This is a genomic window from Herbaspirillum lusitanum (assembly GCF_026127345.1).
Classification (GTDB): domain Bacteria; phylum Pseudomonadota; class Gammaproteobacteria; order Burkholderiales; family Burkholderiaceae_D; genus Herbaspirillum; species Herbaspirillum lusitanum.
Genome location: NZ_QXFG01000011.1, coordinates 20,906 through 42,908, shown reverse-complemented (window position 1 = coordinate 42,908; position 22,003 = coordinate 20,906). Strand labels below are relative to the sequence as shown.

At 58.2% G+C, this 22,003-nt stretch carries 21 protein-coding genes and 1 tRNA gene; 20 read left to right on the top strand and 2 right to left on the bottom strand.

Going from position 1 to position 22,003, the window contains the following annotated elements:
• Nucleotides 1-20: 20 nt before the first annotated feature.
• From secG to DXT88_RS17345, 18 genes are all read left to right on the top strand, one after another.
• Nucleotides 21-395, top strand: coding sequence for a preprotein translocase subunit SecG (secG, locus tag DXT88_RS17430; RefSeq protein WP_265215319.1), 375 nt, complete (start codon nt 21-23; stop codon nt 393-395).
• Nucleotides 396-504: 109 nt separating this feature from the next.
• A tRNA-Leu gene (locus tag DXT88_RS17425) sits at nt 505-589 on the top strand.
• 116 nt (nt 590-705) lie between these two features.
• Nucleotides 706-1,065 (top strand): NADH-quinone oxidoreductase subunit A, encoded by a 360-nt coding sequence (locus DXT88_RS17420; RefSeq protein ID WP_029363013.1) that lies wholly within the window; start codon nt 706-708, stop codon nt 1,063-1,065.
• Between the two features lie 3 nt (nt 1,066-1,068).
• The gene (locus DXT88_RS17415) at nt 1,069-1,545 is read left to right on the top strand and encodes a NuoB/complex I 20 kDa subunit family protein (protein WP_029363014.1); all 477 of its coding nucleotides are present in this window, start codon (nt 1,069-1,071) and stop codon (nt 1,543-1,545) included.
• A gap of 18 nt (nt 1,546-1,563) precedes the next feature.
• Nucleotides 1,564-2,160, top strand: coding sequence for an NADH-quinone oxidoreductase subunit C (locus tag DXT88_RS17410; protein ID WP_029363015.1), 597 nt, complete (start codon nt 1,564-1,566; stop codon nt 2,158-2,160).
• Nucleotides 2,160-3,413 (top strand): NADH-quinone oxidoreductase subunit D, encoded by a 1,254-nt coding sequence (locus tag DXT88_RS17405; RefSeq protein WP_016832373.1) that lies wholly within the window; start codon nt 2,160-2,162, stop codon nt 3,411-3,413. Before DXT88_RS17410 ends, DXT88_RS17405 begins: the two co-directional genes overlap by 1 nt.
• 88 nt (nt 3,414-3,501) lie before the next feature.
• The gene (gene nuoE / locus DXT88_RS17400) at nt 3,502-3,993 is read left to right on the top strand and encodes an NADH-quinone oxidoreductase subunit NuoE (protein WP_016832374.1); all 492 of its coding nucleotides are present in this window, start codon (nt 3,502-3,504) and stop codon (nt 3,991-3,993) included.
• Entirely contained in the window at nt 3,990-5,285 is a 1,296-nt protein-coding gene (gene nuoF, locus DXT88_RS17395; protein ID WP_016832375.1) for an NADH-quinone oxidoreductase subunit NuoF, read from the top strand. Before nuoE ends, nuoF begins: the two co-directional genes overlap by 4 nt.
• 109 nt (nt 5,286-5,394) lie before the next feature.
• Complete coding sequence (nuoG, locus tag DXT88_RS17390) at nt 5,395-7,722, top strand: NADH-quinone oxidoreductase subunit NuoG (protein ID WP_265215311.1); 2,328 nt, start codon at nt 5,395-5,397, stop codon at nt 7,720-7,722.
• Nucleotides 7,722-8,801, top strand: a complete 1,080-nt coding sequence (gene nuoH / locus DXT88_RS17385; protein ID WP_016832377.1) for an NADH-quinone oxidoreductase subunit NuoH — start codon at nt 7,722-7,724, stop codon at nt 8,799-8,801. Before nuoG ends, nuoH begins: the two co-directional genes overlap by 1 nt.
• Before the next feature lie 22 nt (nt 8,802-8,823).
• Nucleotides 8,824-9,312, top strand: coding sequence for an NADH-quinone oxidoreductase subunit NuoI (gene nuoI / locus DXT88_RS17380; RefSeq protein WP_016832378.1), 489 nt, complete (start codon nt 8,824-8,826; stop codon nt 9,310-9,312).
• Between the two features lie 140 nt (nt 9,313-9,452).
• A complete protein-coding gene (locus DXT88_RS17375; RefSeq protein WP_029363016.1) occupies nt 9,453-10,106 on the top strand; it encodes an NADH-quinone oxidoreductase subunit J in 654 nt (217 codons plus the stop codon).
• A gap of 13 nt (nt 10,107-10,119) precedes the next feature.
• Entirely contained in the window at nt 10,120-10,428 is a 309-nt protein-coding gene (nuoK, locus tag DXT88_RS17370; protein ID WP_016832380.1) for an NADH-quinone oxidoreductase subunit NuoK, read from the top strand.
• A gap of 132 nt (nt 10,429-10,560) precedes the next feature.
• The gene (nuoL, locus tag DXT88_RS17365; protein ID WP_265215306.1) at nt 10,561-12,663 is read left to right on the top strand and encodes an NADH-quinone oxidoreductase subunit L; all 2,103 of its coding nucleotides are present in this window, start codon (nt 10,561-10,563) and stop codon (nt 12,661-12,663) included.
• 20 nt (nt 12,664-12,683) lie between these two features.
• Nucleotides 12,684-14,177, top strand: coding sequence for an NADH-quinone oxidoreductase subunit M (locus tag DXT88_RS17360; protein ID WP_029363018.1), 1,494 nt, complete (start codon nt 12,684-12,686; stop codon nt 14,175-14,177).
• A 173-nt stretch (nt 14,178-14,350) separates the two neighbouring features.
• Complete coding sequence (gene nuoN, locus DXT88_RS17355; protein ID WP_265215303.1) at nt 14,351-15,862, top strand: NADH-quinone oxidoreductase subunit NuoN; 1,512 nt, start codon at nt 14,351-14,353, stop codon at nt 15,860-15,862.
• 13 nt (nt 15,863-15,875) lie between these two features.
• A complete protein-coding gene (locus tag DXT88_RS17350) occupies nt 15,876-16,190 on the top strand; it encodes a DUF2818 family protein (RefSeq protein WP_265215301.1) in 315 nt (104 codons plus the stop codon).
• Between the two features lie 84 nt (nt 16,191-16,274).
• A complete protein-coding gene (locus DXT88_RS17345) occupies nt 16,275-16,850 on the top strand; it encodes an NUDIX domain-containing protein (RefSeq protein WP_265215299.1) in 576 nt (191 codons plus the stop codon).
• Nucleotides 16,851-16,930: 80 nt separating this feature from the next.
• Here the strand turns inward: DXT88_RS17345 and DXT88_RS17340 are convergent, their stop codons facing one another.
• A complete protein-coding gene (locus DXT88_RS17340; protein ID WP_265215297.1) occupies nt 16,931-18,001 on the bottom strand; it encodes an alpha/beta fold hydrolase in 1,071 nt (356 codons plus the stop codon).
• A 146-nt stretch (nt 18,002-18,147) separates the two neighbouring features.
• Complete coding sequence (locus DXT88_RS17335; RefSeq protein WP_265215295.1) at nt 18,148-19,824, bottom strand: electron transfer flavoprotein-ubiquinone oxidoreductase; 1,677 nt, start codon at nt 19,822-19,824, stop codon at nt 18,148-18,150.
• Nucleotides 19,825-20,103: 279 nt separating this feature from the next.
• Here DXT88_RS17335 and DXT88_RS17330 point away from each other — a divergent pair, with 279 nt between their 5' ends.
• Entirely contained in the window at nt 20,104-20,514 is a 411-nt protein-coding gene (locus DXT88_RS17330) for an acyl-CoA thioesterase (RefSeq protein WP_016834070.1), read from the top strand.
• 125 nt (nt 20,515-20,639) lie between these two features.
• On the top strand, nt 20,640-21,791 hold the full coding sequence (locus DXT88_RS17325) for an ABC transporter substrate-binding protein (RefSeq protein WP_016834071.1): 1,152 nt from the start codon (nt 20,640-20,642) through the stop codon (nt 21,789-21,791).
• Nucleotides 21,792-22,003: the final 212 nt, after the last annotated feature.

Genomic DNA, 22,003 nt, shown 5'->3' with positions numbered 1-22,003 from the left:
TTTTAATTTAAGATGGCTATATGAATACTTTATTTACTGTTATTGTTGTGGTTCAGGTGCTCGCGGCGCTGACCATCATCGGTCTGGTTCTGCTGCAGCACGGCAAAGGGGCGGATATGGGGGCTGCGTTCGGTTCGGGCGCGTCGGGCAGCTTGTTCGGCGCCACGGGTTCTTCCAACTTCTTGTCGAAGTCGACCGGCATCGCCGCCGCGATCTTTTTTGCGGCCACTCTTGCGCTGGCATTCGTCGGCAATCATCATGTTTCGCAATCCGGCGGCGTCATGGATAATCTGCCTGCTCCGGCAACTGCAATTCCGGCAACTCCCGCCGCATCGGGCGCTCCCGCAGCTGCTCCTGCGAATCCTGCAGATCAATCGAATCAGATTCCGAAATAGTCTTTTGCGCAGAGTGTAATAATGCGCAAAACTTAAAGCAGTTTATGAAGTTTTAGTGTGATTGTGCATTGAACAAGAGCATCAAAACGGGTTACAATTGCAGTCTCAAGCCGACGTGGTGAAATTGGTAGACACGCTATCTTGAGGGGGTAGTGGCGAAAGCTGTACGAGTTCGAGTCTCGTCGTCGGCACCATGAAATACCGAGAAAAGCCAGCAAAGGACTAAGTCCCGAGCTGGCTTTTTGTCGAGGAAAAAGCTGTTTGATATTGAGAATCATTCCGCTAATTATCAACAAACCTACGCCAAATCGTGAACCTCGAAAATTACTTTCCAGTTCTGTTGTTTATCCTAGTTGGCATCGGTGTCGGTGTCGCTCCTCAGTTACTCGGTCGTTTGCTCGGGCCTCACCGTCCTGATGCGCAAAAGACCTCTCCTTACGAATGCGGCTTCGAAGCTTTTGAAGATGCCCGCATGAAGTTCGATGTGCGGTATTACCTCGTCGCCATCCTGTTCATTCTGTTCGATCTCGAAACTGCATTTTTCTTCCCGTGGGGCGTCTCCATGCGCGACCTGGGCTGGTCTGGCTACATCACGATGATGGTGTTCATCGCTGAATTTGTTGTCGGTTTTTGGTACATCTGGAAAAAGGGTGCCCTGGATTGGGAGTGAGCCATGTCAATTGAAGGCGTATTAAACGAAGGGTTTGTTACCACCTCGCTGGATAAGGTAATCAACTGGACCCGTACCGGCTCCATGTGGCCGATGACCTTTGGTCTGGCGTGCTGTGCGGTTGAAATGATGCACGTCGGCGCCTCGCGTTACGACCTGGATCGCTTCGGCATCATGTTCCGTCCATCGCCGCGTCAGTCCGATGTCATGATCGTTGCCGGCACGCTGTGCAACAAGATGGCGCCGGCGCTGCGCAAGGTGTACGACCAGATGGCCGAGCCGCGCTGGGTGATCTCGATGGGATCCTGTGCCAACGGCGGCGGCTACTATCACTATTCGTATTCCGTCGTGCGCGGTTGCGACCGCATCGTGCCGGTCGACGTGTATGTTCCAGGCTGCCCGCCGACAGCCGAAGCGCTGCTGTATGGCGTGATCCAGCTGCAAAATAAGATCAAGCGCACCAATACCATTGCGCGCTAAGAGAGTGGAAGGGTCAGTATGACGACAAAATTGGAAACTCTCGAAGCTGCCTTGCGCAATGCGCTTGGAGGGTATCTTCAGAATTTGACAGTATCTTTGGGCGAGATCACTGTAGTGGTCAAGTCCGCCGATTATCTCTCGGCGATGCGCGTTCTGCGCGATCACGCCGATACCCGTTTCGAAGAATTGATGGACCTGTGCGGCGTCGACTACTCGACGTACGGCGACGGCGTCTGGGATGGCCCGCGTTTCGCGGTGGTCTCGCATCTGCTGTCGCTGACGCATAACTGGCGCGTTCGCGTGCGCGTTTTTGCTCCCGACGACGAGCTGCCGCTGGTGGCTTCGGTCATGAACATCTGGTCCGCCGCCAACTGGTACGAGCGCGAGACTTTCGACTTCTACGGCATCCTGTTCGACGGCCATGACGACTTGCGCCGCATCCTCACCGACTACGGCTTCATCGGTCACCCGTTCCGCAAGGACTTCCCGGTGTCCGGCTATGTCGAAATGCGTTACGACGCCGAACAGAAACGTGTGATTTATCAACCCGTAACGATTGAGCCGCGTGAAATCACGCCGCGTGTCATTCGTGAAGAAAACTACGGGATTAAATAATGGCTGAAATCAAGAATTACACGCTGAACTTTGGTCCACAGCATCCGGCCGCGCACGGTGTGCTGCGCCTGGTGCTGGAGTTGGACGGCGAAGTCATTCAGCGCGCCGACCCGCATATCGGCCTGCTGCATCGCGGCACCGAAAAGCTGGCCGAGCAAAAAACCTATCTGCAGTCGGTTCCGTACATGGACCGCCTCGATTACGTGTCGATGATGTGCAACGAGCACGCCTACGTCATGGCCATCGAGAAGCTGCTCGGCATCGAAGTGCCGCTGCGCGCCCAGTACATCCGCGTCATGTTCGACGAGATCACCCGTCTGCTGAACCACCTGATGTGGATCGGCGCGCACGGTCTGGACGTCGGCGCCATGGGCGTGCTGCTGTATGCGTTCCGCGAACGCGAAGACCTGATGGATTGCTACGAAGCCGTTTCCGGCGCGCGCATGCATGCTGCCTATTATCGTCCGGGCGGCGTCTATCGCGACCTGCCGGAAACAATGCCGCAGTACAAGGCATCGATCATCCGCAACGACAAGGCCATCAAGCAACTCAATGAAAACCGCCAGGGCTCGATGCTGGACTTCATTGAAGACTTCACCAACCGTTTCCCGAAATACGTCGACGAGTACGAAACACTGCTGACCGACAACCGCATCTGGAAGCAGCGTCTGGTCGGGGTTGGCGTGGTTTCGCCGGAACGCGCGATGGCAATGGGCTTTTCCGGGCCGATGCTGCGCGGTTCGGGCATCGAATGGGATCTGCGCAAGAAGCAACCGTACGAAGTCTACGACCTGCTCGATTTCGACATCCCGGTCGGCAAGAACGGCGACTGCTACGACCGCTACCTGGTGCGCGTGGAAGAAATGCGCCAGTCGAACCGCATCATCAGGCAATGCGTCGAGTGGCTGCGCAACAACCCGGGTCCGGTCATCATCGACAATCACAAGATTGCACCGCCGCCACGGGTGGACATGAAGTCCAACATGGAAGACCTGATTCACCACTTCAAACTGTTCACCGAAGGCTTCCACGTGCCGCCGGGCGAGACATATGCAGCGGTTGAACATCCGAAGGGCGAGTTCGGCATCTACCTTGTGTCGGACGGCGCCAACAAGCCTTACCGTATGAAGATCCGCGCGCCGGGCTATGCGCATTTGCAGAGTCTCAATGAGATGGCCAAGGGCCACATGATTGCCGATGCCGTAACCATCATCGGTACGCAAGACATTGTGTTTGGTGAAATCGACCGGTAACCCGGTCACTGGATGTTTTTGAAAACCCATTAGGTTCTGGGGAATATCCGATAAACCCGCGCGGGTTCTCAAAGAACCATGCGCACGGATGGCCAACGATATGCTGTTAAGTCAAGACGCTCTAAAGAAAATCGATCGCGAACTCGCGAAATACCCGGCGGATCAACGCCAGTCGGCAGTCATGTCCGCGCTGCGCATTGCGCAGGTCGAACACGGCTGGCTGCCTGCCGAGCTGCAACAGGAAATTGCCGACTACATCGGCATGCCTGCGGTGGCCGTGCAGGAAGTCGCCACGTTCTACAACATGTTCAATACCAGCCAGCAGGGCAAGCACAAGATCACCGTCTGTACGAATCTGCCATGCCTGCTGTCGGGCGGCGACCGTGCGGCGCATCACCTGAAGCACACGCTCGGTGTCGGCTACAAGGAAACCACCGCTGACGGTCAGTTCACGATCGTCGAAGGCGAATGCATGGGCGCTTGCGGCGACGCACCTGTCATGCTGGTCAATAACCACCGCATGTGCAGCTGGATGTCGAACGACAAGATCGACGCGCTGCTGGAGGAACTGAAGAAATGACTTGTCTGCACGATCGTCATATCAAGCCGCTGATTCTGGCGGATCTGGATGGCCAGAACTGGCACCTGGCGGATTACGTCAAGCGTGGCGGCTATGAGTCGCTCAAGCGCATCCTGACTGAAAACATCACTCCTGAACAAGTCATCGCAGAACTCAAGTCCTCGGGCTTGCGCGGTCGCGGCGGCGCGGGTTTCCCGACCGGCCTGAAGTGGAGCTTCATGCCGCGCCAGTTCCCAGGGCAAAAGTACCTGGTCTGCAACAGCGACGAAGGCGAACCGGGCACATTCAAGGATCGCGACATCATTCGCTACAACCCGCACTCGCTGATCGAAGGCATGATCATCGGCGGCTACGCAATGGGCATCACGGTCGGCTACAACTACATCCACGGCGAAATCTTCGACGCGTATCTGCGTTTTGAAGAAGCGCTGGAAGAAGCACGCGCTGCGGGCTTTTTGGGCGACAACATTCTCGGTACCGGTTTCAACTTCCAGTTGCATGGCCACCATGGTTACGGCGCCTATATCTGCGGCGAAGAAACTGCGCTGCTGGAGTCGCTCGAAGGCAAGAAGGGCCAGCCGCGCTTCAAGCCGCCGTTCCCGGCCAGCTTCGGCCTGTACGGCAAGCCGACCACGATCAACAACACCGAAACTTTCGCTGCTGTTCCGTTCATCTTCAAGATCGGCGCACAAGCGTACGCCGACATCGGCAAGCCGAACAACGGCGGCACCAAGATCTTCTCGATCTCGGGCGACGTCGAACGTCCGGGCAACTACGAAATCCCTCTCGGCACACCGTTCTCGACTTTGCTGGAACTGGCCGGCGGCATGCGCGGCGGCAAGAAGCTCAAGGCGGTCATCCCAGGCGGCTCGTCCGCTCCGGTGATTCGCGGCGACGTCATGATGGAAACCACCATGGATTACGACGCCATTGCCAAGGCCGGCTCGATGCTGGGTTCAGGCGCGGTCATCGTGATGGACGAAACACGCTGCATGGTCAAATCTCTGTTGCGCCTGGCATATTTCTACTACGAAGAATCCTGCGGTCAATGTACGCCGTGCCGCGAAGGCACCGGTTGGATGTACCGCATGGTGGAGCGTATCGAAAACGGCCACGGCAAGCTGGAAGACCTCGATGTGCTCAATTCGGTTGCCGACAACATCCAGGGCCGCACCATCTGCGCGCTGGGCGATGCGGCGGCAATGCCGGTGCGTGCTTTCATCAAGAACTTCCGCGAAGAATTTGAGTACCACATCGAGCACAAGCATTGCTCGGTGCCAGCTTATATTTAACGCATAGCGTAACGAATAGCGTTAGGCAGCACGGCAAGACATGCAATCGGCGACAAGGCCGAGCGCATGTCTTCAAGGTCAAAAGAATACTTAGCTTGGGCAAAAAGCCATGGTTGAAATCGAAATAGACGGCAAAAAAGTTGAAGTGCAAGAAGGCAGCATGGTTATGGATGCTGCCAACAAGGTCGGCACTTACATTCCTCATTTTTGCTATCACAAAAAATTATCCATTGCGGCCAACTGCCGCATGTGTCTGGTCGACGTTGAAAAAGCGCCGAAGCCTCTGCCTGCCTGTGCGACTCCGGTCACGGCCGGCATGATCGTGCGCACCGCCAGCGACAAGGCGGTCAAGGCGCAAAAAGGCGTCATGGAATTCCTGCTGATCAATCATCCGCTGGATTGCCCGATCTGCGATCAGGGCGGCGAATGTCAGCTGCAGGATCTGGCCGTCGGTTACGGTAGCTCTTCTTCGCGCTACGAAGAAGAAAAGCGTGTCGTGCCGCCGAAGGATGTCGGCCCGCTGATCTCCATGAAGGAAATGAATCGTTGCATCCACTGCACACGTTGCGTGCGTTTCGGCCAGGAAGTCGCCGGCGTCATGGAACTGGGCATGCTGGGTCGCGGCGAGCACTCCGAAATCACCACATTCGTCGGCAATACCGTCAACTCCGAACTGTCCGGCAACATGATCGATCTGTGCCCGGTCGGCGCGCTGACGTCGAAGCCGTTCCGCTATGCCGCGCGTACCTGGGAATTGTCGCGCCGCAAATCGGTCAGCCCGCACGACAGCCTCGGCGCCAACCTGATCGTTCAGGTCAAGGGCGGCAAGGTCATGCGCGTGCTGCCGCTGGAAAACGAAGACATCAACGAATGCTGGATTTCCGACAAGGACCGTTTCGCCTACGAAGCACTGGACAGCGAAGAGCGTCTGACCAAGCCGATGCTGAAGCAGGACGGCAAGTGGCAGGAAGTCGAATGGCAAGTTGCGCTGGAATACGTCGCACACGGCCTGCGCAACATCCGTCACGAACACGGCGCCAGCGCCATCGCTGCATTGGGTACACCGTACTCGACGCTGGAAGAACTGACATTGCTGCAAAAAGTCGTGCGCGGCCTGGGTTCCGAAAACATCGATTTCCGCCTGCGTCAATCCGACTTCGCGCTGGACCACCAGGTCAATCCATGGCTGGGCATGTCCATCGTTGAGTTCTCCGAACTGAACCGCGCCCTGATCATCGGCTCGTTCCTGCGCAAGGATCATCCGCTGCTGACCGCGCGTCTGCGCCAGGCAGTCAAGAGCGGCGCCAAGATCAGCGTCCTGCACGCTGCCGACGACGACCTGCTGATGCCGGTCGCCAACAAGATCATCGCAGCACCGTCCGCATGGCTGGCGGCGCTGAGCGGCATCGTTGCCGCCGTGGCGCAAGCCAAGGGCGTCGCAGCACCGGCCGGTTTCGAAAACATCGAAATCTCGCCGGAAGCCAAGCAGACCGCAGCCAGCCTGTTGTCGGGTGCATCCAAGGCGGTCTTGCTGGGCAACGCCGCTGCGCAACATCCGCAAGCATCGCAACTGCACGCCGCCGCACAATGGATCGCCGAACAGACCGGCGCCAAGCTGGGTTACCTGACTGAAGGCGGCAACGCCGTCGGCGGTTACCTCGCCAACGCGATTCCCGGCAAGGACGGCGCCAACGCGCTGCAAGCTTTCGCACAACCGCGCAAGGCTTACCTGCTGCTGAACGCCGAACCGGAACTCGACAGCCACGACTCGCAGGCTGCCACCGCGGCGCTGAAACAAGCTGAAATGGTCGTCGTGATGTCGGCATTCAAACACGGCGCCGATTACGCCGACGTGTTGCTGCCGATCGCGCCATTCACTGAAACAGCCGGTACCTTCGTCAATGCCGAAGGCCGCGCACAAAGCTTCAACGGCACCGTCAAGCCGCTGGGCGACGCTCGTCCGGCATGGAAGGTGTTGCGCGTCCTGGGCAATCTGCTCGGTCTGCCAAATTTCGACTACGAAACCTCGGAATCGATTCGCACCGAAATCATCGGCGCTGAAACCGATCTGTCCGCTCGCCTGAACAACATCGCCAAGCTGGCGCCGCAAGTCGGTAACATTTCCGCCAACGGCGCGCTGGAACGCCTGGCCGACGTGCCTATCCATTTTGCCGATGCCATCGCACGCCGTTCGCCGGCGCTGCTGCAAACGCAAGACGGCCAGGCGCCGAAGGCATGGCTGTCGGCAGCCTTGTCGCAGAAACTCGGCATCGCCGCAGGCGATCGCGTAAGCGTCAAGCAAGGGCAGGGCAGCGCGTTGCTGACTGCAGGCATCGACAAGAACTTGCCGGAAAATGTCGTACGTGTGGCGGCCGCCCATGCAAGCACCGCTGATCTGGGCAGCATGTTCGGCGCAATCGTTGTGGAGAAAGCGTAATGGATCAACTGATTGCCAACATCAACGCAGTCGGCCCCACGTATCTGGGTACGGCATGGCCGTATGTCTGGACCTTTGTCTGGAGCCTGCTGAAGATTCTGGTCGTGATGGTGCCGTTGCTGGGCTGCGTCGCTTACCTGACGCTGTGGGAACGCAAGCTGATCGGCTGGATGCACGTTCGTCTCGGCCCTAATCGTGTCGGTCCGCTGGGTCTGCTGCAACCGATCGCCGATGCGCTGAAACTGATCTTCAAGGAAGTGACCACGCCGGCGCGCGCCAGCAAGGTGCTGTTCTTCATCGCACCGATCATGACCATCATGCCGGCGCTGGCCGCCTGGGCGGTGATCCCGTTCGGACCTGAAGCGGTCATTGCCAACGTCAATGCCGGCCTGCTGTTCGTCATGGCGATTACCTCGATGGAAGTCTACGGCGTGATCATCGCCGGTTGGGCGTCCAACTCGAAGTACGCGTTCCTTGGCGCCATGCGCGCTTCGGCGCAGATGGTGTCGTACGAAATCTCGATGGGCTTCTGCCTGGTCATCGTGCTGATGGTGTCCGGCAGCCTGAACCTGATCGACATCGTCACCAGCCAGGGCAAGGGTTACTTCGCCGACCACGGCGTCGGTTTCCTGTCGTGGAACTGGCTGTCGCTGCTGCCGATTTTCGTGATCTACATCGTCTCGGGCATCGCTGAAACCAACCGCCATCCGTTCGACGTGGTCGAAGGCGAATCCGAAATCGTGGCCGGTCACATGATCGAATACTCGGGCATGTCCTTCGCGATGTTCTTCCTGGCCGAATACGCCAACATGTGGCTGATTTCGATCCTGACCGCGCTGCTGTTCCTGGGCGGCTGGGCATCGCCGCTGAGCGTGCTGGACTTCATTCCGGGCTGGATCTGGCTGGGCATCAAGACCTTCTTCGTTGTGTCGCTGTTTATCTGGGTGCGCGCATCGTTCCCGCGTTACCGCTATGACCAGATCATGCGTCTGGGCTGGAAAGTGTTCATTCCTCTGACATTGGTGTATCTGGTGATCGTTGCGACCTGGATGCAGACCTCGTGGAATATTTGGAAGTAATGTAAAGGCTGAGGTGAGAAGCATGGAAGCTATTAAGGATTTTTTCGGCAGCCTGATGTTGCGGGAGCTGTTCAAGGGCCTGGCCCTGACCGGCCGTTACCTGTTCGCGCGCAAGATCACGATTCAGTTCCCGGAAGAGAAAACGCCGCAGTCGCCGCGTTTCCGCGGCCTGCACGCCTTGCGTCGCTATCCGAACGGTGAAGAGCGTTGCATCGCCTGCAAGCTGTGCGAAGCGGTTTGCCCGGCGATGGCGATCACGATCGAATCGGAACAGCGTGACGACGGCTCGCGCCGCACCACGCGTTACGACATCGATCTGACCAAGTGCATTTTCTGCGGCTTCTGCGAAGAGTCGTGCCCGGTTGACTCGATCGTTGAAACGCACATCTTGGAATACCACGGTGAAAAGCGCGGCGATCTGTACTACACCAAGGAAATGCTGCTGGCCGTTGGTGATCGTTACGAAAATGAAATTGCCGCTGCACGTACCGCAGACGCTGCATATCGTTGATTGAGTTCGGGACGGCATGACGGTTCGCCGTTTGTCGCTTACCGCTGAGATGATCGGATCTGAAGCTTGTTGGGTAGCCCGATCGATGGATCGGGCGATCGAATGATCTGATGCTGGTTTAGCCAACTTTTTGGTTGATTATGGAATTTAAAACTGTCTTGTTCTATGCGTTTTCGGTGGTCCTCGTGCTCGCCGCATTACGCGTCATTACGGCCCGCAACCCGGTGCATGCGGCCCTGTTCCTCGTGCTGGCCTTCTTTTCGGCGGCCGGCATCTGGATGTTGCTGAAGGCGGAATTCCTCGCCATCGTGCTGGTGCTTGTCTATGTCGGGGCGGTGATGGTGCTGTTCCTGTTCGTGGTGATGATGCTGGACATCAATCTCGACAAGATGCGAGAGGGCTTCTGGGGATACTTCCCGCTTGCCGCGACCATCGGCGTGATCATCGTGCTGGAGATGGCTGCGGTCCTGTTGCGCAGCTTCTGGGCGCCGGAAGCGCAAGTGCCTGCAGCATCGAACACCATCGGCACCACCAAGGCGCTGGGCATGCTGATCTACACCGAATACGTCTACGCCTTTGAAGTTGCTGCCGTGATCCTGCTGGTCGCCATCGTGGCCGCCGTGGCACTGACGCTGCGTCGCCGCAAGGACAGCAAGTACTTCTCGCCGGCCGAAGCGGTCAAGGTCAAGAGCACCGATCGCGTTCGCCTGGTCAAGATGAAGTCCGAATCCACCCGTAATAACGGCAACACCGGCGACGATGCTCAGGCATCGGGCGCGGAAAAACAATCATAAGGGGCGCGCAATCATGACTCTTTCGCTCTCGCATTACCTGATTCTCGGCGCGATCCTGTTCGCGATCTCGATCGTGGGCATTTTCCTCAACCGCAAGAACGTCATCGTGTTGCTCATGGCAATCGAACTGATGCTGCTGGCGGTGAACATGAACTTCATTGCCTTCTCGCATTATCTCGGCGATGCGGCAGGACAGATCTTCGTGTTCTTCATCCTGACAGTCGCCGCTGCGGAGTCCGCAATCGGCCTGGCCATTCTGGTGGTGCTGTTCCGCAACCTGGACACCATCAACGTGGAAGACCTGGACACGCTCAAGGGATAAACACGTTTGAGCTGTAGTGCGCATTGAAACGTTCGCAGTGCATGTAGATTGAATTTAAATTTCATTTAAAGATGGGCGTTCTCCGAGAGTCTTCCCGATTCGAGGAGAACCCAAATAGCGATAAGGTTCATCATGGCGGGGCAACTTAACCCACATCTTCTTTTAGCCGTTCCACTGGCGCCGTTGGCCGGTTCTGCGATCGCAGGCCTGCTCGGGACGAAGTTCTTCGGCAATGTAGTCGGCCGCAAGGTTTCGCACACGGCGACCATCCTCGGCGTGTTGATCGCACTGATCATTTCCGTCCAGACCTTGCTGGCGGTAGTCGATGGTGCGACCTACAACGGCACGCTGTACACCTGGATGACCGTGGCCGGCCTGAAGCTGGAAGTCGGCTTCCTGGTCGACAGCCTGACCGCGATGATGATGTGCGTGGTGACTTTCGTGTCCCTGATGGTGCACGTCTACACCATCGGCTACATGAAGGACGATGACGGCTACAACCGCTTCTTCTCGTACATCTCGCTGTTCACGTTCTCGATGCTGATGCTCGTCATGAGCAACAACTTCCTGCAATTGTTCTTCGGCTGGGAAGCAGTGGGCCTGGTTTCCTACCTGCTGATCGGTTTCTGGTACACCCGTCCGACCGCGATCAAGGCCAACATGAAGGCCTTCCTGGTCAACCGCGTCGGCGACTTCGGCTTCATCCTGGGCATCGGCCTGTTGCTGGCCTATGCCGGTTCCATGAACTACGGCGAAGTGTTCGCCAAGCGCGGCGAGCTGGCCCAGCTGACGCTGCCGGGAACCGACTGGATGCTGCTGACCGTGGCATGTATCTGCCTGTTTGTCGGCGCGATGGGTAAATCTGCCCAGTTCCCGCTGCACGTCTGGCTGCCTGATTCGATGGAAGGCCCGACCCCGATTTCCGCACTGATCCACGCGGCGACGATGGTGACCGCCGGCATCTTCATGGTGACCCGCATGTCGCCGCTGTTCGAATTGTCCGACACCGCCTTGTCCGTGATCCTCGTGATCGGCGCGATCACCGCGTTGTTCATGGGCTTCCTCGGCACCATGCAGACCGACATCAAGCGCGTGGTGGCATATTCGACACTGTCGCAGCTCGGTTACATGACGGTCGCGCTGGGCGCCTCGGCCTATTCGGTCGCCGTGTTCCATCTGATGACCCACGCGTTCTTCAAGGCGTTGCTGTTCCTCGGTGCGGGTTCCGTGATCATCGGCATGCACCATGACCAGGACATGCGCAACATGGGCGGCCTGCGCAAGTACATGCCGATCACCTGGATCACATCGCTGCTGGGTTCGCTGGCGCTGATCGGTACACCGTTCTTCTCCGGTTTCTATTCGAAGGACAGCATCATCGAAGCAGCCGCCGAATCGCATCTGGCGGGTTCCGGTTTTGCCTACTTCGCCGTGCTGGCCAGCGTGTTCGTGACCGCGTTCTATTCGTTCCGCATGTACTTCATGGTGTTTCATGGCGAAGAGCGTTTCGGCAAGGCCGATGCACATGGCCACGATGACCATCACGCTCCTGCAGCTGCAGCTGTTGCACACGGTGCGCATGACGACCATGCTCATGGTGCACACGATGCCCACGACGATCACGAGCATCACGGCCTGGCCCCGGGGCAGAAACCGCACGAGTCGCCGCTGGTGGTGACGCTGCCGCTGATCTTGCTGGCGATTCCATCGGTCATCATCGGTTTCTTCGCGATCTCGCCCCTGGTCTTCGGCGATTTCTTCAAGAACGTGATCTTTGTCGGTGAAAACCACAAGGCGCTCGAAGAGCTGGCGCATGAGTTCCACGGTCCGATCGCGATGGCGGTGCATTCGCTGACGTCGGCGCCGCTGTGGCTGGCGATTGCCGGGGTGGCGACTGCGTACTACTTCTACATGGTCAATCCGCGCGTCCCGGCCTGGTTCAAGGACAAGTTCAGCGCGATCTACACCTTGCTCGACAACAAGTACTACATGGACAAGTTCAATGATGTCGTGTTTGCCGGCGGTGCGCGCATGCTGGGCACCGGCCTGTGGACAGTGGGCGACAAGGGCCTGATCGACGGCCTGGTCGTCAACGGCAGCGCCAAGGTCGTCAACTGGTTCTCGAAAGTCACGCGCCTGTGGCAATCCGGTTACATCTACCATTACGCGTTCGTGATGATTATCGGGGTGCTGGGTTTCCTGGTTTGGTTCATGCCGTTTCCGTTTGGCAAATAAGCTGTAAGAAGATAACAACCATGATGCAGTCAACTTTTCCTCTCCTTAGCCTTGCGATCTGGTGTCCGGTCGCGTTTGGCATACTCGTCCTGGCCGTGGGTCGCGACGACAATCCATCCGTCGCGCGCTGGCTGGCGCTGCTCGGCGCCGTCGTCAGCCTGCTGGTAACCATCCCGCTGGTACTGCATTTCGATGCCGCCGCGCACGGTTACCAGTTTGTCGAGAAGACGCCCTGGATCGATCGTTTCAACATCAGCTATTTCCTCGGCATTGACGGCCTGTCGCTGTGGTTCATCCCGCTGACGGCCTTCATCACCGTGATCGTGGTGCTGGCCGGCTGGGAAGTCATCCAGAAGCGCGTCGGCCAATACATGGGCGCGTTCCTGATCCTGTCGGGCCTGATGATCGGCGTGTTCTCCGCACTCGACGGCATGCTGTTCTACGTGTTCTTCGAAGCGACCCTGATCCCGATGTTCATCATCGTGGGTGTGTGGGGCGGCGCCAACCGCGTGTACGCAGCGTTCAAGTTCTTCCTGTACACCTTGCTCGGCTCGCTGCTGATGCTGATCGCGCTGATCTACCTGTACATCGTGTCCGGCGGCAGCTTCGAAATCCCGACATGGCATCAGCTGCCGCTGTCGATGATCGAGCAAAAACTGCTGTTCTTCGCATTCCTGATGGCGTTCGCGGTCAAGGTGCCGATGTGGCCGGTGCATACCTGGCTGCCTGACGCCCACGTGGAAGCGCCTACCGGCGGCTCCATCGTGCTGGCTGCGATCATGCTCAAGCTCGGTGCTTACGGTTTCCTGCGTTTCTCGCTGCCGATCGCTCCTGACGCCAGCCACGCGCTGTCCGGTTTCATGATCACGCTGTCGCTGGTTGCCGTGATCTACATCGGCCTGGTCGCACTGGTGCAGCAGGACATGAAGAAACTGGTGGCGTACTCGTCGATCGCCCACATGGGCTTCGTCACGCTGGGCTTCTTCATGTTCAACGACATGGCGGTGCAGGGCGGTATCGCACAGATGATTTCCCACGGCTTCGTGTCGGGCGCGATGTTCATGTGTATCGGCGTGCTGTACGACCGCATGCATACCCGTGAAATCGCCCAGTACGGCGGTGTGGTCAACAAGATGCCGCGCTTCGCCGCTTTCTTCATCCTGTTCTCGCTGGCCAACTGCGGTCTGCCTGCGACCTCCGGTTTCGTCGGTGAATTCATGGTGATCCTGGGCGCGGTCAAGTTCAACTTCTGGATCGGCCTGCTGTCGGCAACTGCCTTGATCCTGGGGGCGGCTTACTCGCTGTGGCTGACCAAGCGCGTGATCTTCGGCGCGGTAACCAATCACCACGTGGAAGAACTGACCGACGTCAACAAACGCGAATTCTTCATCCTCGGCCTGCTGGCGATCGCGGTGCTGGTGATGGGTCTGTACCCGGCGCCGGTGACGGACACGATGCAGACTTCGGTCAGCGATCTGTTGAAACACGTGTCGGTCTCCAAGATCGGCAATTGATCAGTAACTAAAGTAACAAGGCATCGGTGCTGCTGCAGTGTGCAGCGCCGACGCCGGCAAGCAATTCGATACGACGTTTCGAAACAGGCAGGGCAGGCGAAGTGCGGGCCCGGCTGAAAACGGCGGCAACGGTAAGCGGACAAAATACGCGGACGAAACTAAGCGGTAACTAAATGAACAACATGAATCTGATCCCTGTCTATCCGGAAATATTTCTGCTGATTGCGACCTCCGTAATCCTGCTGATCGATATGTTTTTGCCGGATGCAAAGCGCGTCATTACTTACGTGCTGTCCTTGCTGGCGCTGGTAGTCTGCGCAGTGCTGACCTTCACCAACTATGCAAGCGGCGAAACGGTCTACACCTTCAGCAACATGTTCGTCTCGGATCCGCTCTCGAGCCTGCTGAAACTGTTCTCCTACCTGGCTATCGGCCTGACGCTGATTTACGGTCGTCAATACAACTCCGATCGCGGCATCGTCGGCGGCGGCCACCTCGGCGGCGAGTTCTACGCGCTGGCGCTGTTTGCGCTGCTGGGCCAGATGGTCATGATCTCGGGCAACAGCTTCCTGTCCATCTACCTCGGCCTGGAACTGATGTCGCTGTCGCTGTACGCGCTGGTCGCCCTGCGCCGCGACAACGTCGGTTCGACCGAAGCGGCGATGAAGTACTTCATCCTCGGCGCGCTGGCTTCCGGCTTCCTGCTGTACGGCATCTCGATGCTCTACGGCGCCACCGGATCGCTGGAACTGAACGACGTCTTCCGCGCCATTGTCTCGGGCACCGTCGACCGCAACGTGCTGGTATTCGGCATCGTGTTCGTGGTGGCAGGCCTGGCGTTCAAGCTGGGAGCCGTGCCGTTCCACATGTGGGTGCCTGACGTCTACCATGGCGCACCGACGCCGATGACGCTGCTGATCGGCGGCGCGCCGAAGCTGGCTGCGTTCGCCATGGTGTTCCGCATTCTGGTCGAAGGCCTGTTGCCGCTGGCGATCGACTGGCAACAAATGCTGATGGTGCTGGCCGTGCTGTCGATCATCGTCGGTAACGTGACGGCGATTGCGCAGACCAACATCAAGCGCATGCTGGCGTACTCGACCATCTCGCACATGGGCTTCATGTTGCTGGGCATGATGTCGGGCGTAGTCGACGGCAACCTGTTCCAGGCCGTCAACGCCTACAGCTCGTCGCTGTTCTATGCGATTACTTATGTGCTGACCACGCTGGGCACCTTCGGCGTGATCCTGCTGATGGCGCGCTCCGGTTTCGAAGCCGACACGCTCGACGATTTCAAGGGGCTGAATCAACGCAGCCCATGGTTCGCCGGCATCATGCTGGTGCTGATGTTCTCGCTGGCGGGTATTCCGCCGATGGTCGGCTTCTACGCCAAGCTGTCGGTGCTGCAAGCGGTGCTGGGTACCGGCCAGATCTGGCTGGCAGTGCTGGCAGTGGTGTTCTCGCTGGTTGGCGCGTTCTACTACCTGCGCGTGATCAAGAACATGTACTTCGATGATCCTGCCGACAGCGGCAAGATCACCGCCAGCTTCGACGTGCGCATTGCATTGAGCCTGAACGGTATCGCAGCGCTGGGCCTCGGTCTGTGGCCCGGCCACCTGATGGATGCCTGCACCAACGCCATCGTCACCACGCTGGCGACATTCCTCAGCAAAGTCATCGCAACATAAAGCGAAGCCGCCGGTGAACGTCTCCCTACTGAGCTGGTGTGTCATCGTGTTGGCGGTCCTGGCCGCCAACCTGCCTTTCTTCAATCAGCAGCTGTTCGCGCTGATCCCCCTGAGCAAGTCGCCCGATTACCGCAAGCCGGTATGGGTGCGCTTGCTTGAATTGGTGGCCCTGTATTTCATCGTCGGCGCGATCGCGCATTTGTTCGAAGCCAATATCGGCAACGCCTTTGCCCAGCGCTGGGAATTTTATGCCGTCACCGGCTGTCTGTTCCTGGTGTTGGCGTATCCGGGCTACGTCGTGCGCTACCTGCGCAAGAGCCACGCCTGAGCTGCGCGATCCTGTGGCATGCATGCATGCGGCGGCCACAAGCTTTTCTTCTTCCATCCACGCTTATTGATTGCCTGATCTCCCATGGACAAACATCCAGACGCACATCTCAATGAAATCAAGGTAGACGGTGAACTGGTCTACGAAGGACACTTCCTCAAGGTTCAGCGCGATACGATTCGCCTGCCGGACGGCAAGCAGTCGGTACGTGAACACATTCGTCATCCCGGCGCCGTGGTGATCCTGCCCTTGTTCGACGACGGCTCGGTGCTGCTGGAGCGTCAGTTCCGCTATCCGCTCGACCAGGTCTTCATCGAATTCCCGGCCGGGAAGATCGACGCCGGCGAAGATCATCTGGCCTGCGCCAAGCGCGAGCTGCAGGAAGAAACCGGCTACACCGCCACCGACTGGCAATTCGTCTGCACCATCCACAATGCGATTGCCTACTCCGACGAGCACCTGGACATCTATCTGGCGCGCGGCTTGACGGCAGGTGAGCGCAAGCTCGACGACGGCGAATTCCTCGACATCTACAAGGCGCCGCTGTCGGAGTTGCTGGAGCAAGTCCGACTGGGCAAGGTAACCGACGTCAAGACGGTCATCGGCGCCTTCTGGCTGGAAAAAATCATCAACGGACAATGGACCTTGCCAAGCGCCTGATCTTTTGTTCGCGCATGTCGCAAAAACAAAAGGCTTCGATATCGATCGAAGCCTTTTTTGCATTTGGAATGCAGCGGGACTTAGCGTGACGGCAGCGCTTTCAGAAAGTCGCCGACTTGCCGTGCATAGAATTTTGAAAAACTGGTCGTTCCATGCCCCCGCGTTTCCGCACTCGCCGGAATCAGATACAGCTCCGCGTTCTTCAGTTGCTTCAGCGCCGCCGTCATCGTGCCGGTTTCGGGCGGATTGCGCTCGTCGTCAGCTGCATTGATCGCCAGCAGAGGCGCCTGGATGCGCGTCAAATTCGGCATGGCATTGAAGTCAGCCGACGATCCCCATTGATAGATGAAATCGTTGGCATCGGCCGTCACGGGGGCAGCGAGCCGGTCATCCACGATCTTGTCGGCCTGCGCGCGCGTCGGCGCCAGCGCCTGATAGGCAAGGGTGCCGCCGGCAGTGGCGATGCCGAACATGGTGTTGGCCAGGCGTAGCGACGGCGGCTGCGTAGTGTAGTTGCCGCCGTTCCAGGCCGGATCCTGTTTGATCGATTCGACCAGCATGCGTCGCATCATCCAGTTGCGGCTCGCCATCTCGATCGGTTGCGATGCCATCGGCACCAGCCCATCCATCATCGCCGGATAGGTTTCTCCCCACATCCAGGTCTGCATGCCGCCCATGGAATTGCCCATCACCAGGCGCAGATGCTTGACGCCGAGGCCCTCGGTCACCAGCCGGTATTGCGCCAGCACCATGTCGGCATAATTGTATTGCGGGAATTTCGTGCGGAGTCCGTCTGACGGCTTGGCCGATTTTCCGACGCCGATCGCGTCCGGCATGATGACGTAGTACTTGCTCGCATCGAGCGGCTGTCCCGGACCCAGCATCTCGCCGGCAAAATCCTTGGCGACCATGTCGGCTCCGCTGCGGTAAGTGCCGTGCAACAGCAGCACCGCCGGATGGGCCGGATCGCCGACGGTGATGTAGTGCAGTTTGAAATTGTTCAGCGTCTCGCCGGTATGAAAAGTGAAGGAAGGTGCAATCCAGTCGGCTTCGCGTTGTTGCGGATAGCCGGCGGCGTGCGCCGCGGCGGGCAGCAGGGAAGATGAAAGCAGCAGGGGAGCGATGATGCCCAGGGCAAGTCTCCGAATCATTTTTATGGTCCTCGTAAGCGAAGGTGGTCTTATGGGAACGGTCATACTAAATGAAATCCGGCTGCCTCGCTGTGGCGGTCACGCTAAAGCAAAAACGGCGCTTCGTTTGATCGAAGCGCCGTTTTTATTTGCGGTAAAAAAGCCGATTACATGTTCGAATAATTCGGCCCGCCGCCGCCCTCCGGCGTCACCCACACGATGTTCTGCGTCGGGTCCTTGATGTCGCAGGTCTTGCAGTGCACGCAGTTCTGCGCGTTGATCTGCAAGCGGTCCGTATTGTCATCGTTCTTCACGAACTCATACACGCCGGCAGGGCAGTAACGCGCTTCCGGACCGGCATACTTCGCCAGGTTGATGCCGACCGGCACCGACGGGTCTTTCAGCGTCAGGTGGACCGGCTGGTCCTCCGCATGGTTGGTGTTGGAGATGAACACCGACGACAGGCGATCGAAGGTCAGCTTGCCGTCCGGCTTCGGATACGCGATCGGCGTGAAGTCGGCCGCCGGCTTCAGGCATTCATGGTCGGCGTGCGTGTGATGCAGCGTCCACGGCGCCTTGCCGCCGAACAGCACCTGATCGATGCCCACCAGCAGCGTGCCGGTATATAAGCCCTTGCTCATTGACGGCTTGAAGTTGCGCGCCTTGTGCAATTCTTCGTGCAGCCAGGACTTTTCAAACGCAGCGCTATACGCCGTCAGTTCGTCGAACTGGCGATCATTGCCCAAAGCCTCAAAGACAGCTTCTGCGGCCAGCATGCCGGTTTTGATCGCCGCATGGCTGCCCTTGATGCGTGATGCGTTCAGGAAGCCCGCATCGCAGCCGATCAGCGCGCCGCCCGGGAAGGTCAGCTTCGGCAACGATTGCAAGCCGCCGGCGGTAATCGCACGCGCGCCGTAGGCAAGACGCTTGCCGCCTTCGAAGAACTTGCGGATTTCCGGATGCGTCTTGTAACGCTGGAATTCTTCGTACGGCGACAGATAGGGATTCTCGTACGCCAGGCCGACCACATAGCCGACCGCGACCTGGTTGTTCTCCAGGTGATACAGGAAGGAGCCGCCGTAGGTGCCGCTGTCGAGCGGCCAGCCGGCGGTGTGCACCACCAGGCCCGGCTTGTGCAGCTTGGGATCGATTTCCCAGATTTCCTTGATGCCGATGGCGTAGGTCTGCGGATCACGGCCGGCGTCGAGCTTGTACTTGGCGATCAGTTGCTTGCCCAGATGGCCGCGCGCGCCTTCGGCAAAGAAGGTGTACTTCGCGTGCAGCTCCATGCCCAGCTGGAAGGCGCCGGTCGGCTCGCCGTGGCGGTCCACGCCCATGTTGCCGGTGGCGACACCCTTGACCGAGCCGTCGTCGTTGTAGAGCACTTCGGCAGCGGCGAAGCCGGGGAAGATTTCCACGCCCAGCGCTTCAGCCTGCTGGCCCAGCCAGCGGGTCACGTTGGCCAGCGAGATGACGTAGTTGCCGTGGTTCTGGAAACAGGCTGGCAGCATCCAGGACGGGGTCTTGTATGCCTTGCTGGCGGAGAGGAAAAGGAAGCGGTCTTCGGTGACTTCGGTGTTCAGCGGCGCGCCGAGTTCTTTCCAGTTGGGGAACAGTTCGGTGATCGCCTGCGGATCCATGACCGCGCCGGACAAGATGTGGGCGCCGACTTCGCTGCCTTTTTCCAGCACGCAGACCGAGACTTCCTTGCCGGCTTCCGCCGCCAGCTGCCTGATGCGGATGGCCGCCGACAAGCCGGCCGGGCCGCCGCCGACAACGACGACGTCGTATTCCATTGCTTCGCGCGGGCCGTATTGCGCCAGCAAGTCTTGAGGTTGAGTCATGGAGTGTCCCGTATGGTTTTTTGGTTGGAATATTTTTGCGAACGATCGTGCTATTGTTCAATATTTTGCGAGAGAATGCTAGTCTGCAACGCAAATATGTTCGCGATGCCAAGTATTTTATGTGATTTCCCTTTTATAAGTATGGAAATGGACTCACTACCTCATGAGCCGAAATTGCAAGGAATGGATGGGGGGAGGGATTCTACGCCCCCAAGAAAGATGAAATAAATTCAACAATGGATGAATCGCTTTAGCGCCCAACGAAAGGCACGCCACCGAATGACCGACAAGATATTGATTCATACCTCGCGCATGGATGTGCGCTGGGGCGACATGGACGCCTTCAATCACGTCAACAACACCGTCTATTTCCGCTACATGGAGCAGACCCGCATCGAGTGGCTGGAAACCATCGGCGTCGGCTTGGCCGCCGACGGGCTGGGCCCGGTGATCGTCAATGCGCATTGCAGCTTCCTGCGCCAGCTCAAGTATCCCGCCGACATCGAAATCCGCATGTACGCACAGCCTCCCGGCCGCTCCAGTGTGGAAACTACCTATGAAATCCGGCGTGTCGATCAGCCGGAAATCATTTATGCTGAGGGCGGCGCAAAGATCGTGTGGGTTAATTTCAAGCAAGAAAAATCGGTTCCACTACCCGAAAGCATCCGACAGACCCTGACAGGTTTGTAAGTTTCGAGAAAGGTAAATGCGACAGAATCAGCCCCGATACCGATGCTGCGGAGAACCCGCAACAGAGGAGAGTTAGTCCACAACAAGATGGTCTGGCCACATAATTAAACCCAGGAGGAAGACAAATGACTTACAAGACCCAAGCTCTGGTTGCAGCAGCATTGCTGAGCCTTTCCCTTTCCAGCCAAGCTGCCGACCCGATCAAGATTGGCGTGTCCGGCCCGTTCACCGGTGGTTCCGCTCCGATGGGCGTCTCCATGCGCGACGGCGTCAAGCTGGCCGTGGCTGAAATCAACGCCGCCGGCGGTCTGTTGGGCCGCCAGGTCCAACTGGTCGAGCGCGACGATGAAGCCAAGAATGAGCGCGGCGTGCAGATTGCACAAGAGATGATCAACAAGGAAAAAGTCGTCGCCACCGTGGGTTACGCCAATACCGGCGTGGCGCTGGCTTCGCAGCGCTTCTACCAGGAAGCCAAGATCCCCGTGATCACTAACGTCGCTACCGGCTCCGTGGTCACCAAGCAGTTCGAGAAGGACAAGGACAATTACATCTTCCGCACTTCGGCCAACGACGCGATCCAGGCCAAGATGCTGGCTGATGAAGCCATCGACAAGCAAAAGTACACCAAGGTCGCGATTCTGGCCGACTCGACCAACTACGGTCAGTTGGGACGTGAAGATCTGGAAAAGGCCCTGGCCGCCAAGAAGATCACGCCTGTCGCCATCGAAAAATACAACCTCAAAGACGTCGACATGACGGCCCAGTTGCTGAAGTCGAAGCAAGGCGGCGCGCAAGTCGTGCTGACTTACGGTATCGGTCCTGAACTGGCGCAAATCGCCAACGGCATGGAAAAGCTGAACTGGCACGTGCCTATCATCGGCAGCTGGCCGCTGTCGATGGGCAACTTCATCGACAATTCCGGCAAGAACGGCAACGGCGCACGCATGCCGCAAACCTTCATCCAGGATGGCGACACGCCAAAGCGCAAGTCCTTCATCGAAGCCTACCAAAAGGCTTACAAGGTTGACCGCATGCCGTCGGCTGTGTCCGCTGCCCAAGGCTACGATTCGATCCTGTTGCTGGCCGCAGCGATCAAGCAAGCCGGCTCCACCGATGGCGAAAAAGTCCGCGGCGCGCTGGAAAGCCTGAACACCAAGATTGAAGGCGTTGTCACCACGTACAACAAGCCATTCACGCGTGACGATCACGAAGCCATCAAGGCCAACATGGTCGTGATGGGTGAAGTCAAAAACGGCCGCGTCGTACTCGGCAAATAAGTCTGACGGCGACGTAATTTGTCGTTAAAGCATAAAGGCCAGTCCTTGCGATCCGGGGACTGGCCTTTTTCGCAGAGTCTGTTGACGATCTTTTAACTTGTATCGGAAGTGACGGAAATGTCGCAGCGACGTCGAAACCACATCGGCTGAACGGGCCGTGTGTTCAACGTCGGGCAACGCGAAAGCGAAGCCGGGCAGGGCGTAGCGAGCAT